This is a genomic window from Kitasatospora sp. NRRL B-11411, from assembly GCF_000721345.1.
Taxonomy (GTDB): domain Bacteria; phylum Actinomycetota; class Actinomycetes; order Streptomycetales; family Streptomycetaceae; genus Kitasatospora; species Kitasatospora cineracea.
Genome location: NZ_JOGH01000136.1, coordinates 1 through 15,055, shown reverse-complemented (window position 1 = coordinate 15,055; position 15,055 = coordinate 1). Strand labels below are relative to the sequence as shown.

The 15,055-nt window shown below is 75.1% G+C and carries 9 protein-coding genes; all 9 read left to right on the top strand.

What is annotated here, in order from left to right; genetic code table 11:
• The first annotated feature begins 305 nt into the window (after nt 1-305).
• On the top strand, nt 306-1,568 hold the full coding sequence (locus tag IH44_RS49870; protein WP_369795033.1) for a BTAD domain-containing putative transcriptional regulator: 1,263 nt from the start codon (nt 306-308) through the stop codon (nt 1,566-1,568).
• 5 nt (nt 1,569-1,573) lie between these two features.
• Nucleotides 1,574-4,024, top strand: coding sequence for a TOMM precursor leader peptide-binding protein (locus IH44_RS0134675; RefSeq protein ID WP_035957290.1), 2,451 nt, complete (start codon nt 1,574-1,576; stop codon nt 4,022-4,024).
• Nucleotides 4,017-5,966, top strand: coding sequence for a TOMM precursor leader peptide-binding protein (locus IH44_RS0134670; protein WP_081967310.1), 1,950 nt, complete (start codon nt 4,017-4,019; stop codon nt 5,964-5,966). Before IH44_RS0134675 ends, IH44_RS0134670 begins: the two co-directional genes overlap by 8 nt.
• A 102-nt stretch (nt 5,967-6,068) precedes the next feature.
• The gene (locus tag IH44_RS0134665) at nt 6,069-7,856 is read left to right on the top strand and encodes a nitroreductase family protein (RefSeq protein WP_030463798.1); all 1,788 of its coding nucleotides are present in this window, start codon (nt 6,069-6,071) and stop codon (nt 7,854-7,856) included.
• 103 nt (nt 7,857-7,959) lie between these two features.
• Nucleotides 7,960-10,749 carry a lantibiotic dehydratase gene (locus tag IH44_RS0134660; RefSeq protein WP_063759744.1) on the top strand — a complete coding sequence of 930 codons (2,790 nt, stop codon included), beginning with the start codon at nt 7,960-7,962 and terminating at the stop codon, nt 10,747-10,749.
• On the top strand, nt 10,742-11,845 hold the full coding sequence (locus tag IH44_RS0134655; RefSeq protein ID WP_035957288.1) for a lantibiotic dehydratase C-terminal domain-containing protein: 1,104 nt from the start codon (nt 10,742-10,744) through the stop codon (nt 11,843-11,845). Before IH44_RS0134660 ends, IH44_RS0134655 begins: the two co-directional genes overlap by 8 nt.
• A complete protein-coding gene (locus IH44_RS0134650) occupies nt 11,842-13,152 on the top strand; it encodes a M50 family metallopeptidase (RefSeq protein ID WP_051817942.1) in 1,311 nt (436 codons plus the stop codon). Before IH44_RS0134655 ends, IH44_RS0134650 begins: the two co-directional genes overlap by 4 nt.
• A gap of 80 nt (nt 13,153-13,232) precedes the next feature.
• Nucleotides 13,233-14,156: an ABC transporter ATP-binding protein gene (locus IH44_RS0134645; RefSeq protein ID WP_030463794.1), complete on the top strand. Its 924-nt coding sequence runs from the start codon at nt 13,233-13,235 to the stop codon at nt 14,154-14,156.
• 119 nt (nt 14,157-14,275) lie between these two features.
• A complete protein-coding gene (locus IH44_RS0134640; RefSeq protein ID WP_030463793.1) occupies nt 14,276-15,025 on the top strand; it encodes an ABC transporter permease in 750 nt (249 codons plus the stop codon).
• The last annotated feature ends 30 nt before the right edge of the window (nt 15,026-15,055 follow it).

Below are 15,055 nucleotides of genomic sequence, written 5' to 3'. Positions count from 1 at the left end.
TTGCGGGGGTCGGTCGGGGTGGGGAGACGGCCGTGGGGTTGCCGGGGAGGGATGGGGTGCGGCGGTCGGTGGTGCTGTCGGGGTGGCGGGTGAACGAGGGGAGAACGCTCATCAACTGGGCTGACAAACTGTTGACTTGATTGTGCGTCAGCTCCTATGGTCTGACCCTGCCAAGCCCGGCGATGCGGCGGGCGCCGATACCCCAGCGGGTATTCAGCGCCATCGGGGGCGGGCGCGGAACAGTGCTGTCTCTTGGTCGGGGCGCGGTTCGGCATGCCCGGAACGCGGTGGTCGGAGGAGAGTGCGTGAGTGTGGCGGTGGAGGCCGGGCAGGGCACCGGCGCCAGATTCACGGTGCTCGGGCTGCTGGCCATCGCGGACCGCCGGGAGTCGGCGGTGCTCCAACCGTCCAAGCCCGCCGCGCTGTTGGCGGTCCTGCTGACCCACCCCAACGCCGTCGTCCCGGTCGAATCGCTCCAGCGCGCGATCTGGGGCGAGGAGATCCCGGCGACGGCCAAGGCGTCCCTGCACTCCTGCGTCCTGCGGCTGCGCCGGCTGTTCGCCAAGTACGGCATCTCCGGCAGCACCATCGAGGCGCTGCCCGGCGGCTACCGGATGGCGGCCGACGCGCGCAGCCTCGACCTGCTGGAGTTCCGCGAACTGCTCGGCCGGGCCGACCGGGCCGCCGAACCGGCCGACGAACTCGCCCTGCTGCGCGCCGCGTTGGAACTCTGGCAGCCGCCGGTGCTGGGCAACGTGCACTCCGACGTGCTGCACCGCGAGGAGGTGCCGCGGCTGGCCGAGGAGTGGCTGCGGACCGTCGAGCGGGTCTACGACATCGAGCTCGCGCTCGGGCGATGTCGGGAAGTCCTGTCCGAGCTGTGGCCGCTGGCCAGGTCCCACCCGGCGCACGAGCGCTTCTGGGAACAGCTCATCGAGGCGCTCCACCGGACCGGGCGGCGCGCGGACGCGCTCGCCGAGTACCGCCGGGTCCGTGACCACCTGCGCGAGGAACTCGGGGTCGGGCCCGGACCGGCCCTGCGGCAGCTCGAACTCGCCGTGCTGAGAAGCGATCCGCGGACCCCGCCGTCGGCTGAGATCGGGGCAGGGGCTGGGGCAGGGGCTGGGGCTGGGGCTGCCGAGAAGGCGGTCGGGTCCGTCGAGGGGCTCGGGCCGGAGCGCGTCCGGCGGGAGGCGGCGCCGGGTCCGATGGCCGAATCCGTCACCGGGGACGCCGTCCTGGCCGGACTGGTGCAGGCCGGGTTGCTCCGGGAGGGGCCGGGCGGCAACTACCGGGTGCACGAGTTGCTGCGCGCCTTCGCCCTTGCGGCGGAAGGAAGTTGGGCCCGCGCGCCGGGGGCGTCGGAGCAGCCAGGTGCCGGTGGGGGCCCTGGAGTGGAGACCGGAGTAGAGACCGGTGGGGGCCCTGGAGTGGAGACCGGAGTAGAGACCGGTGGGGGCCCTGGAGTGGAGACCGAAGCAGAGCCGGACCGTGGTGCCGTCCCCGGTGCCGGTCCGATCCCGTCCGTGCGGCAGTCAGCCGCGCCGCTGCGTACCACCGAGGTGTGAGGGACATGGCCACGTACGAGGAGATCGCCGACAGCCGCCCACGGATCCGGCGCGACGTGCTGTACACCCAGACCCCCGAGGGGGTGCTGTTCCACAACGCCCACGGCGGCTTCGGCCTGACGGCGAAGGACGGCTACCGCTTCGCCTCGCTGATCGTGCCGCACCTGAACGGGCGCCACACGGTGGCCGAGATCAGCAGCGGGTTCGGCGCGCACCACCGGAACATGCTCACCGAACTGGTCCGCACCCTCTACAGCCGCGGCTTCGCCCGGGACGCCGGTCCCGCGGCCGAGGGCCCCGCGCTGCTCACCCCCGAGGTCGCCGCCCGGTTCGGCCCGCAGGTCGAGTACATCGACCACTACGCGGGCGGCGCCGAGGAGCGCTTCCACCGCTTCCGGGAGACCCGGGTCGCGGTGCTCGGCGAGGACGAACTCGCCCGCTGGGCCGCGCTCAGCCTGATCCGCAACGGCTGCGCCGCGATCGGCGTCCTGCCCGCGCTGACCGGGGCACCCGGGTTCGCCGAGGTCGAGCAGGAGGCCGCCGAACTGGCCAAGGCCGGCTGCCCCGTGACGATCGACAGCCTGGCGGCGGGCGGCGCGGACGCCGTCTCCGGTCTGTCGGCGGGGGAGGCGGACGAGGCCCCCGGGTGGGGCGGGCTCGACGGCTACGACGTGGTCCTGGTGACCGGCCCGGCCGGCACCCGCCGGACCACCCGGCTGCTGGCGGCCGGCATCCCTGCGGGACGGCTGCTGCTCCCGGCCTGGACGATCGGCGGCAGCGCGGTGATCGGCCCGCTGATGTCCGCCGACCGCACCGGCTGCTGGACGTGCGCGGCCCTGCGGCTGGGCACCGGCGTCCGGGCGGGCGACGCCGCCGACCTGTGGAGCGTCCTCGCCCCGTCCGCGCCGCTCACCCCCGGCGACCGCGAGCCCACCGGCCCGCTCGCCGCGATGCTCGGCAACCTGCTCGGCTACGAGGTGTTCCGCCTGATCACCGGCGTCCTCCAGGCCGAGACCGACGGCCGGCTGCTGGTGCAGGACCTGGACTCGCTGGACGTGATCGGCGAACCGCTGCTCCCGCACCCGCGCTGCCCGCGCTGCGGCGAGGGACGGACCGGAGCGGCCGAAGGAACCGAGGTGACCGAAGGAACCGGGGCGGCCGTCGCGGCGGCCGAACTCGCGGGCACGGCGGCCGAACCCGCTGTCACGGTGGCCGAGCTCGCCGCCGCGCAGGAGGCCGGACGCCGGACGCCCGGGGAGGACGACTCCGAGGCGGCGCTGGCCGCGCTGGACGCCCGCGCGGTCCTGGTCGGCCCCTACGCCGGGGTGTTCGCCGAGTACGCCGACGACACCTGGCAGCAGACGCCGCTCAAGCTCGGCACCGTGCGCCTGCACACCGCGACCGGCCGGCGGCGGGACATCACGGCCGCCGACGTGCACCACGTGGCCGGGGCCCGGCTGCGGGCCCTGTACCGGGCCGCCGAGGTGTACGTGGAGCACGTCGTCCCGCCCCGGGTGGTCGGCGGGGAGGAGGGGAGCGGTACGGCGGTCCGGGTCCGGCCGGAGGCGCTGAGCACCGCCAGCGGGCTGCCGGCCGGTGCCGTCCGGGCGTGGAGCCCGGCGACCTCGCTGCTGACCGGCGGGCAGGCCCTCGTCCCGACCGCCGCGCTGCGCACCTTCGGCCCGCACAACCGGGACCGGGCCTTCGAGGCGACCTCGGCCGGCACCGGCGCGGGCGGCACGCTCGCCGAGGCGACGGTACGCGGCCTGCGCACGGCGCTCGGCTACGACGCGCTGCGGCTGGCGTTGCGCGGCCGACTCGCCGTGCAGCAGGTGCCGTTGGACGATTCGGGCGAGCCGGTCGACCCGGTTGCCCCGGCCGGGGGCGGGGTGGACGCCGAGCTCGTCTTCCTGGTCCGTTCGGCCCGGAACCTGGGCCTGGAACCGGAGTTGCTGCGACTCGGCGGCACCGACGCCCCGCTGCCGGTGGTGCTGGCCCGGGCCGCCGACCCCGGGACGGGCCGCCACCGCTGGGCGCTCGGCAGCGGCCTCGCCCTGCGGGACGCCGTGGCGGAGGCGCTGCGCGACCTGCTCGGCGCGGCCCAGCTCGACCAGGAGCCGGAGACGGGGGACGGCCGGGCCGCCGCCGATCCGGGTGACCCACTGATCGGCGAGCTGGACCCGGCGGTGCTGGCGCCCGCGGCGACGGCCGAGATCGCGGAGGCCGAAATCGCGGAGGTCGAGACTGCGGAGGCCGGGGCGGCGGAGGCTGAGACCGCGGGTGCCGGGGTGACGGATCTGGGCTGGGCGGCGGGCCTGGACTGGGCGGGCGTGCTGGAACGGCTCCGGGCCGCCGGGCGGGACGTCCTGCTGGCCCCGTGCGGACCGGCCGACCTGCGGGCCGGCCGGATCGAGGTGGTCAAGGTGCTGCTCACGGACGGGACTTCGGATGTCTGACGGCACGGCGGGCCGACCGTCCGGTGCGGTCGGGGTCGCGTACGCCGGGCCTTGGGGCGAGTTCTTCGACTGCTGGGCACGGGAGTTGACGGAGCGTCAGGCGGGAACGGCCGTGCTGGCGATGCTCGGCGCCCGTGACGAGCTCGCTGCGGACGGCGCGGACGGCGCGGAGGAGCGGGGGGCCGGGACGTCCGTGCACGTCTACGGCCACCACGCCGTGGTCGGTCCGGACCAGCCGTCCGGCGGGGGCGGTGCGGGGCTGCCCTGTCCGCGCTGTCTGGCCCGGCGCTGGCAGGCGGTCCGTTCCGGGCAGCTGCGGAACGCGCTCGAACTGGGAACGGGCACCCGGGCGGCGGGGAGCCCGCCGTGGGCGGTGCCGTTCCTCACCGACGCGCTCGCCGCGCTGCTGGCGGCCCGCGCGGAGAGCGCCGAACGAGCCGGCGGGAAGGGTGAGTTGGGGTCCGTCCAGCTGCTCGACCTGGAGACGTTGCGGGTCAGCGGCTTCCCGTTGCTCGCCGACGCCGAGTGCCCCCGGTGCGACCGCCGGGTCGCGGACGAGGAGTCGGCGGCCCGGATCGAGCTGGCGAGCCGCCCGAAGCGGGCGCCCGACGACTTCCGGTTGCGTGCGGTGGCGGAGTACGGGCTGTCGCTGCCCGCGTTCGTCAACCCGGTGGCGGGCATGCTCGGCCCCTCGGTGGTGCCGGACCTGGCGTCGGCCTCCACCTCCTCGACGGTGGGCTGCTTCACCATGCGTTCCGGCGACTACCTGCGCGAGTGCTTCTGGGGCGGGCACACCCCCCGCTACCGGGCCAGCGTCGAAGTCGGCCTGCTGGAAGGGCTGGAGCGGTTCGCCGGCATGCGGGCGCGCGGCAAGCGCACCACGGTGGTCGCCGCGTACGACGACCTCGGGGAGCGGGCGCTCGACCCGCGCAGCTGCGGCCTGTACACGGACGAGTTCCACCGGCGGAGCGGCGTGCGGCCGTTCGCCACGGACCGGCCGGTCCCGTGGGTGTGGGGCTGGTCGCTGCGCGACCAACGGCCTTTGCTGGTACCGGAGATCATGGCGTACTACCACGCGCCCGGCGGCGTCGGGAACCGGTTCGTCCAGGAGAGCTCCAACGGCTGCGCGTCCGGCGGCTGCCTGGAGGAGGCGGTCTACTACGGGCTGATGGAGGTCGTCGAACGGGACGCCTTCCTGCTCGCCTGGTACGGCCGGCTCGCCCTGCCCGAACTGGACGGCCGCAGCAGCGCCCGGCCGCAGACCCGGGCGCTGGTGGACCGGTTGGAGATGTACGGCTACCGGGCCCGCTTCTTCGACACCCGGATCAGCTTCCCGATCCCGGTGGTGACCGCCGTCGCCGAACGCATCGACGGCGGCCCCGGGCGGCTCTGCTTCGGCGCGGGCGCCAGCCTGGACCCGGAAGCGGCGCTCTGGGCCGGGCTCTGCGAGATCGGCACCGACGCCGTCAACCTGGTCGGCCGCACCCTCCGCGAGGAGCGCCGACTGCGGGCGATGGCCGCGGACTTCGACCTGGTCCAGGTCCTGCACGACCACCCGCTGCTGTACGGGATGCCAGAAATGGCCCGCTACGCAGACTTCCTGACGGAGCGTCAGGGAAAGGTGGCGCCGGTGGGGAAGCTCGCGGAGGGGTCGATCGCCCCGTCCGACGACCTGCGGGAGGACCTGCGGCACTGCGTGGACGCGGTGGCCGCGGCCGGTTTCGACGTGGTCGTCGTCGACCAGACCATGCCCGAGCAGCGCGCCACCGGCCTGCACACCGTCTCGGTGCTGGTCCCCGGCCTGCTGCCGATCGACTTCGGCTGGCGGCGCCAACGGGCCCTGACCATGCCCCGGTTGCGCACCGCACCACGGGAAGCCGGCCACTCGGCCCACGACCTGCGGACGGACCAGCTCAACCCCGCCCCGCACCCGTTCCCCTGAACCGCCCGCACACCGCGCGGGCCGCGCCCGGCGGACCGAGCAAAACCCCAGAAGCAGATGCAGCCACTGACGCAGACCTGGATGGACGAGAGGGGAACGACCATGGGTGAGGCCCGTACGTACGCGTCCGCGGTGCTGCGGCGGGGCCGGGTCCCGATGGAGCCCGCCGACTTCGCCCCCGACTGGGCCGACCGCCCCCGGAAGGGCAAGTACTACCCCAACGCCCCGCATTTCCCGCTGCCGGACGGTCCGGTAGGCCCGGCAGACCCGGTCGGTGTGGCCGGTGCGGCCGGTGCGGAGCGTGAAGGGGCGGGGCGTGAGGGTGTGGGGCGCGGGCTGTTCGGGCCGGGCGGCGAGGGCGGTTTCACGCTGGAACTGCTCGGCGGCCTGCTGAAGGACTCGTACGGGCTCACCGGCCGCCGGCTCGCCGTCCAGGCCAACTCCGACCTCGGCACGCTGCCCCGCTACCCCGACGCCAACTTCTCCCGGGGCACCGCCTCGGGCGGCGGCCTGTACCCGATCGGCATCCACTGGGTCAGCGGGGCGAGCGGCCCGCTGACCCCGGGTGTCCACCACTACGCGACACCGCACCACGCCATGCGCCGGCTGCTCACCGGCGACGTCACCGCCGACGTGCGGGCGGCGCTGGGCGGGCGGGCCGAAGGGTGTGACCAGTTCCTGGTGCTCACCGTCAAGTTCTGGCAGAACGCCTTCAAGTACAACAGTTTCGCCTACCACGTCGTCACGATGGACATCGGCGCGCTGCTGGAGACCTGGCGGATCTGGGCCGGGGCGCACGGCCTGCACCTCGGCGCGGCACTCTGGTTCGACGAGGAACGGATCGGACGGCTGCTCGGGCTGAGCCCGGAGCAGGAGGGCGTGTTCGCGGTCGTCCCGCTGCGCTGGGCCGGGGCCGGGACGGGGGCGGAGAGCGGGGGGCTGCCGACCGGGGCCCGGGTCGCGGCGGTGGAACGGGAGCGTTCGCGGACGGTCAGCACCTTCGAGACCGTCCGGCGGGTCCACGAGGCGACCCTGCGGGGCGCGGCCGAACCCCCGGCGGACGGCGTCCTGGACGCGGCCCTGCGGACGGCCTGGCAGCGGCTCCGGGCGGGGGCAGGGCCGGGGTCGGATCCGGGGTCGGGGCTGGGGCTGGAGCCTGGGGCTGTGCTGCTGCCCGTGCCGGAGCCGCCGGTGCTCGGGGCCCGGGCCGCGCTGCGGGCCAGGCGCAGCAGCTTCGGGAGGTTCACCGGGAACCCGCCGATGACCGCCGCGCAACTGGCGGCCGCCCTCGCGGCCGCCGACGCGGCCGGGCGGCTGGCGCACTGCCAGGAAGGCCCGCAGCAGCAGCCGCTGACCCGGCTGCACGTGTTCGTCAACCACGTCGCGGGCATCCCCGCCGGGGCCTACGCCTACGAGCCGCAGAAGCCGTCAGGGCCGTCAGGGCCGTCAAGGCAGCCCGAGCCGTCCGAGCCGTCCGAGCCGTCCGAACTCGCTGGGCCGCCCGAGCCGTCCGGGCGGGCCGGTTGGGTGCTGCGGCCGGTGCGGCTGGGGCCGCAGGGGTGGTTCCTGCAGCGGAACTACTTCCTGGACAACTACAACCTGGAGCAGTCGGGCGCGCTGATCGTGGTCAGCGCGCCGACCCCGGCGGTCCTGGACGCCGTCGGGGACCGGGGCCTGCGCCTGGTGAACGCCGCGGTCGGTGCGGCGTCGCAGGCGCTCTACACCGTGGCCCCGGCGGTCGGGCTGGCCTGCGGGGTGGCGCTCGGCTTCGACTCGGTCTCCTACACCGAGCACCTGGGCCTGCTGGACGGCGAGGAGTTGCCGCTGCTGATCATGATGGTCGGCCAGGAGCACCGCAGTCCCGCCGACTTCGACTACACGATCGTCTGACGGGGGCGGAGGAACGGTGACCAGCGGAACGACCGGTAGAACGACCATCCCGGACCAGGGCGTCGCCCCTCCGCGGCGGGAACCCGGGTTGAGCCCCCGCTTCATGCTGCGGGTCGGCGGCCTGCCCGTCGAGGCCGTGCACGGCCTGCGCTCGGCCGAGGCGTACGACTGGGCGGAACAGGTCGCCGACGAGGAGCAGCGGCTGGCCGAACTCGGCGGTCGGCTCAGCGAGTTGCTCTCGGTGCTGGTGAAGGCCGCCCCCGCGGCCGAGCAGCGCCGCCGACTGCTCGCGCTGCGCAGGCAGGTGTTCAACAACCGGGCGCCCGAGCGGCCCGCCGAGCTGCTCGACCTGGTCGAACAGGTCGGGCAAGCCGAACAACTCGGCGCGGCGGCAGGCGAGTTGTTCGCCGCCTGGCTGCCGGCCCGCGATCGGCTGGCCCGGCTGCACGAGGCCGGACGTCCGCTGCTCGAACGTGAACTCGTCCGCACCCGGGCCGAGTTGCGCCGCCTCGCCGACCTGGACGAACTGCGCCTCGGCCTGCTGCTCGCCTCCCCCTCCCTGGAGGGGCGGCTGGACGGCCTGGGCGCGCCGAGCGCCGCCCCCGACAAGCGGACCCGCAAGGCGGAGCGGTCGCTGCTGTCCTACCTGTACCGGACGGCCTGCAAGACCAGCCCGTTCAGCACCTTCACCCCGGTTGCCGCCGGGACCTTCGCCCCGGGCCAACTCCCTTTCGACGGCGAGGTGTTGCTCGGCGAGGCGCGCGGCAGCCACCCCCGGCTGAACGTCGTGGTGCTGGCCCGGCTGGCCGAACTCGTCGCCGCCGACCCGGCGCGCCGCCGCGACCTGCCGGTCGCCCCCGCGTCCGGCCTGGAACTGACCGAGGACCGGGTCCGCTATGTGCGGCGCTCGGTGACGGCGGGGGACGCGGGCGCCGCGGTGAGCTTCGACGCGGCCCGTGACCGGCTGTTCTTCCTGCGCCTCAGCGGCGTCCTGGACCACCTGCTCGGCATCTTCCGGCAGCGCCCCCGGATCCGCTTCGGCGAACTCGCCGCCGCCCTCGACGCCGAACTCGGCACGGCCGGGGAGCCGGGCGAGGCCGAACGCTACCTGGCCGCCCTGCTGGACGTCGGCATCCTCCAACTCCCGCTGCTCGCCACCGACGTGCACACCGCCGACCCGCTGGACGCCTTCCGCCGCGCCCTGCGCTCGCTCGACCGCCCGTGGGCGGACCGGATCGCCGACCGGCTCGCCGTCCCGCTCGCCGCGCTGCGCCGCTACCCCGGCGGCGACGTCCCGACCCGGCGCGCCCTGCTGGCCGAGATCCGCGGCGAATTCGCCGCGATCCAGGAGGAGTTGGGCGGGGACGGGGCGGCCGTCCCGCACACCCTGCTCTACGAGGACGTCTCCGCGGGCGAGGTGACGGCCGACGCCCGGCTCTGGGCCGAACTGGCCGCCCGGCCGCTCGCCGAACTCGCCCGGATCCTGCCGGTCTTCGACCTCGGCCTGGCCCAACGGCTCACCCTCAAGGGCTTCTTCCTCGCCCGCCACGGCCGGGGCGGGCGCAGCGACGACCTGCTGCAACTCGTCCAGGACTTCCACGAGGACATCTTCCACCAGTACCTGCAGTTCACCGCCGCCAAGCCCGCCGAGACCGCGCACGGCGGCCACCCGCCGGAGGAGAACTGGCTCGGCCGGCCCGAGATCGCCGACCTCGACCGGGCCCGGACCGAACTCGCCCACCGCATGGGCGAGTTGGCGCGGCAACTGCCCGCCGACGCGGAGGAGCTGACCCTCGAACCGGCCGACCTCGCCGCCGTGGCCGACCACCTGTCCTGGACGGCCGGTGACTTCGCCCCGCACAGCCACTTCGTGCAACTGTCGGTGCGGGACGGCGAACCGCTCGCGGTGCTCAACCACTCCTACGGCGGGCTGTGCTTCCCGTTCACCCGCTTCACGCACTGCTTCGAGCCCGAGGACGGGGGTGAGGGCGGGAGCGGGAACGGGAATGCCCCCGGCCTGTCGGCCGCGCTGCGGGCCGTGCTGGGCGAGGCGGTGCCCGCGGGGGCGGTCCTCGCGGAGGTCACCGCCGGGGCGGCCACCACCAACCTGAACCTGCACACCCGGCTGACCGACTACGAGGTGGTGTGCCCGGGCGAGACCAGCACCGCCCCCGCTGCGGCGCAACTGCACCTCGACGACCTGTACGTCGAGCACGACCCGGCCGCCGACCGGCTGGTGCTGCGCTCGCGCCGGCTGGGCGCCGAGGTGGTCCCGGTCTACCTCGGCTACCTCGTCCCGATGGTGCTGCCCGACATCCCGCGCAGCCTGCTGCTGTTCTCGCCGACCTCCCGGGTCACCCCCGAACTGTGGCGCGGCGTGCCCGCCGGGCCGCCGGTCCACGGCGTCACCCGCCGGCCCCGGGTCCGCTACGGCAGCCTCGTCCTGCACCGGCGCAGCTGGACCGCCGACCCCGAGGCGCTGCCCTGCCCCGCCTCCGGGGCGGGCGAGTCGGAGCGCTACCTGGCGTGGCAGCGTTGGCGCCGCCGGCACGGCCTGCCGGTGAGGGTGTTCGCCCGGATCCGGCCCGGCGGTGCGGGCGCGCCCGGCACCGTCAAGCCGCAGTACGTGGACTTCGCCAGCCCGCTCTCGCTGACCGCGTTGGACGGGCTGCTGGCGGCCGGTGCCGGGCAGCTGGTCCTGGAGGAGATGCTGCCCGGCGAGGAGGCCCTGCACGTCCGCTCGGCGCGCGGCCGGCACGTCGCCGAACTGGCCCTGGAGGTCCTGCCCCGCCCCGCCGGACCCGCAGCCCGGCCGGAACAGCCCGAAGGTGACCAAGGGCCGTATCAGCAAGGACAGTTCGAGCAGTGGCGAGGAGAGCCGAACCATGACTGACCGGCCCGCAGCACCACCCCCCGGCGCCCCCGAAGCCCCTGACGCCCCCGACGCCCCCGGCCGCGCTCCGGGCGAGTGGCTCGCGCTGCACGTGTTCTACGCCGCCAGTACCCGCCCGCTGCTGCTGCAGTGCGTGCGCCCGTTGGTCGCCGAGCTGACCGGGGAGGGACTGCTCGCCGGGTACTTCTTCATCAACTACTGGGTGGAGGGCCCGCACCTGCGCCTGCGGCTGCGCCCGACCGGCGCCGCCGGGGCCGCCGCCGAGGTGCGGCGGCGGGCCGAGGCGGCCGTCGCGGAGTTCCTGCGCCGCCGCCCCGCGCTCTACCAGGTCGAGGACAGCTTCTTCGCCGAGCTCTACAACACCATGTTCGAGCTGGAGTTCACCCCGGAGGAGCGGGCCGGGCTGCTCGGCCCGGACGGCCGGATGCGGCTGCGCGCGAACAACACCTTCAGCGTCGAACCGTACGAGCCCGAGTACGGCAAGTACGGCGGCCCGGCCGGGATCGACCTCGCCGAGTGGCACTTCCAGCACTCCAGCGAGCTGGTCGTCGAGGCCACCCGCACCATGAACCTGCACCTGCGGACCGTGGTGCTCGGCCTGGCCGCCCAGCTGATGATGACCATGGCGGCCTGCTTCCTCCCCGCGGAGGAGGACCTGCTGGTCTTCCTCGACCGCTACCACGCCTTCTGGAACCGCTCCTTCGCGGGCACCAACTACACCGCCCAGCAGGGCTACGACCGGGCCTTCCGCAGCATGGGCGACACCCTCCCGGCCCGGTTCCGGGCGATCCGGTCGGCGATCGCGGACGGCGCGCCCGAGCGGCTGCCCAGCGTGCTGCGCGGCTGGGCCGCGCACTGCCTGGAACTGCGCGACCGGGCCGCCGAGTCGGCCCGCCGCGGCCTGCTGGTCTTCCGCTCCTGGGACGGCGAACGCGACCTGACCGTCACCGACCCGGACCAGGCGCTGGCCATGCTGCTCTTCCCGTACGCGCACATGACCAACAACCGGCTCTCCGCGACCGTCCGCGACGAGGCGTTCCTCTCCTACGTGCTGGCCCGCGCGCTGCGCGAGCCCCGGCCCGCGGCGGCGCCGTGAAGAGCCGCAGCCTGCTCGACCTGACGCCCAGGATCCGCCCCGAGCTGCGGATCGGCCGGCCGCTGCGGCGCGGCGCCGCCGAGGTCCACCTGATCCAGGACCCGGACGGCGGACGGCAGTTGGAGGTCGGGCCGAAGGAGCACTTCGTCATCACCCGGCTCGACGGCACCCGCACCCTGGCCGAGGTCGGCGAGCAGTACGCCGCGCACTTCCGGGCCCGGCTCGGCGAACCGCAGTGGCAGCAACTGCTGGGCCTGCTGTACGCCCGCGGCCTGATCGAGGGCGCCCCCCGCCCCGTCCCGGCCGCGACCGCGGAGCAGAACGCAGAGCGGCACGCGGGGCAGTACGCGGAGCGGCACGCGAAGGAGCCCGCGGAGCAGTACGCGAAGGAGCCCGCGGGGCAGGGGAGTTCGGGCCTGCTGGCCGGCCGGGTCCGGATGGTCGCCGACGCGCCCGCCCTGCTGGAGCGGCTGCACCGCGCCACCGGCTTCGCCCGCCGCCCCGCCTTCCTGGTCCCGCTGCTGGCCCTGGTCGTGGCACTGCCGGTTGCGGTCGCCGCCGAGTTCGGCACGCTGGCCGACGAGACCGCGACCCTGGCCCGCAACCCCATCGCGCTGCTGGCGGTCGGCGTGCTGCTCTGGTTCAGCCTGGCCCTGCACGAACTCGCCCACGGGCTGGTCGCGCACGCCTTCGGCGGCCGGGTCGGCGAGATCGGGCTGCGCTGGCGGCTGCCGGTCACCTACCTGTACTGCGAGGTGGAGGACGTCCGGTTCTTCCCGCGCCGCCGCCAGCAGGTCGCCACCGCCGCCGCCGGAGCCGTCGCCAACCTGGTCTTCCTGCTGCCGTTCTGGCCCGCCCGGCTGCTGCTGCCCGAACACGCCCAGGCCCGCCCCTTCCTGGGCGCGCTGCTGCTGCTCGGCACCGCCGTCGCGTTCGGCAACCTCGTCCCGCTGCCGCCATTGGACGGCTACAAGGCGCTCGGCTACGCCCTGGACACCCTCCAACTGGCCACCGGGAGCCGCCGGTTCGCCCTCGTCCTGGCCCGCACCGCGCTCCGCCGCGACGGCGCCCGCACCGACCTGCTCCGCTACCCGCCCCGGCTCCGGCTGGCCTACGGCGGCTACGCGCTCGGCTGCGCCGCCCTCGCCGCGGCCGCACCGACCGCCGTCGGCCTGCTGCTGGCGGACCGGTACGGCCCGTGGGCCGGCGCCCTGCCCGCGCTGGCGGTGGCGGCCCTGCTGCTGCTCTGGGCGCTCGGCCGGGCCCACCGCGGACGGCGCGGCGAGAGCGGCGGGCCGCGCAGATGAACCACCGCAACCAGGGACACGGACCCGGTCGGCCGGCACGGACCCGATCGGCCAGGAGAGCCAGGAGAGGGAGCAGCGGCATGAGCACAGGCGACAGCCACCCGGACGCGGCGGTGGTGCTGGAGGGCATCACCAAGCGGTACGGGACGGTCCAGGCCCTCGACGGGGTGTCACTGACGGTCGGGCGGGGCGAGTTCTTCGGCATCCTCGGGCCCAACGGCGCGGGCAAGACCACCCTGGTGGAGATCGTCGAGGGCCTGCGCACCCCCGACGCGGGCACCGTCAGCGTCCTCGGCGAACGCCCCTGGCCGCGCAACACCGCCCTGCTGCGGCGCCTGGGCATCCAGACCCAGAGCTCGGCCTTCTTCACCCGGCTGACCGCCCGCGAACACCTGGAGACCGTCGCCGCGCTCTACCGCCTGGACGCGGCCGCCGCCGCCCGCGCCCTCGACCTGGTCGACCTCGGCGAGCACGCCGACCGCCGGGTCGGCCGGCTCTCCGGCGGCCAGCGCCAGCGCCTGGCACTGGCCACCGCACTCGTCCACGACCCCGAGCTGATCTTCCTGGACGAGCCCACCGCCGCCCTCGACCCGGCCGCCCGCCGCTCGCTCTGGGAGGTGCTGCGCACCCTGCGCGGCGACGGCCGCACCATCGTCTACACCACCCACCACCTGGACGAGGCCGAGGCGCTCTGCGACCGGGTGGCGATCGTCGCCCGCGGCGCGGTGCTCGCCCTGGACAGCCCCCGCCACCTGGTCAAGGCGCTCGCCGCCCCGACCCGGCTGCGCGTCCCGCTGCACCGGATCGACCTGGAGGACGCCCGCCACCTCGCCGGCGTCGACCGGGTCACCGTCGAGGGCGGCGAGGCTGTGCTGTCCACCCACGCCGCCCACCAGGTGCTGATCGCCCTCGGCGACCTGGTCGACCTGGCGGAGGTCACCACCCGCACGGCGACCCTGGAAGACGCCTACCTCGAACTGACCGCAACGGAGCGCCGATCGTGAGCGCGGACCCCGAACCGACCGCGACCGAGCGCCGATCGTGAGCGCCGACCCCGAACCGACCGCGACCGAGCGCCGATCGTGAGCGCCGACCCCGAACCGACCGCAACGGAGCGCCGATCGTGAACGCCTACACCGCCGTGACCCGGGCCAGCTACCTCGCCTACCTCCGCGACCGCACCTCGGTGATCTTCACCTTCGCGTTCCCGCTGGCCTTCCTGGCCGTCTTCGGGACGATCTTCCAGGGGCAGTCCGTCGACGGCGGCCTGTCGTACATCAACTACATCGCCCCCGGCGTGCTCTCCTGGGGCATCGGCAACGCCGCCCTGTTCGGCGTCGCCTTCACCCTGATGCACTGGCGCCGCGACGACCTGCTCCGGCTGATCTGGCGCACCCCCACCCCGCTGCCCACCGTGCTCGGCGCCCGCTACGCGGTCGCGCTGGCCACCGCCCTGATCCAGGCCGTGCTGTTCACCGCCGTGGCGATGTCCGTCTTCGGCCTGCGCCTGTCCGGGAGTTGGCCGCTCGCGCTGCCCGTGCTGCTCACCGGCACCACCGCCTTCGCCGCCCTCGGCCTGGTGGTCGGCACGCTGGCCAGCACGCCCGAGGCGGTCGCCGCGATCGCCAACTGCCTGATGGTCCCGATGGCCTTCCTCTCCGGCGCGTTCTACCCCATCGACCTGATGCCCGGCTGGCTCCAGGGCTTCTCCCGGGCCCTGCCGCTGCGCTACTTCGACGAGGGCGTCACCGACACCGTCGGCGGCCGCGGCAGCGCCCTGCTCCCGTTCCTGGACAGCGCCGCCCTGCTCGGCTTCACCCTGCTCTTCGCGCTGTTCGCGGCCCGGACCTTCCGCTGGAGCAACCGCGACTGACCCCGCCCCGCCGCCCCACCTGCCCACCTC

Excerpts from the sequence above, each read along its gene's own strand:
- IH44_RS0134675 (WP_035957290.1), top strand. The coding sequence starts at position 1,574 with ATGGCCACGTACGAGGAGATCGCCGACAGCCGCCCACGGATCCGGCGC.
- IH44_RS0134645 (WP_030463794.1), top strand. The coding sequence starts at position 13,233 with ATGAGCACAGGCGACAGCCACCCGGACGCGGCGGTGGTGCTGGAGGGC.
- IH44_RS0134670 (WP_081967310.1), top strand. The coding sequence starts at position 4,017 with ATGTCTGACGGCACGGCGGGCCGACCGTCCGGTGCGGTCGGGGTCGCG.
- IH44_RS0134655 (WP_035957288.1), top strand. The coding sequence starts at position 10,742 with ATGACTGACCGGCCCGCAGCACCACCCCCCGGCGCCCCCGAAGCCCCT.
- IH44_RS0134660 (WP_063759744.1), top strand. The coding sequence starts at position 7,960 with ATGCTGCGGGTCGGCGGCCTGCCCGTCGAGGCCGTGCACGGCCTGCGC.
- IH44_RS0134665 (WP_030463798.1), top strand. The coding sequence starts at position 6,069 with ATGGGTGAGGCCCGTACGTACGCGTCCGCGGTGCTGCGGCGGGGCCGG.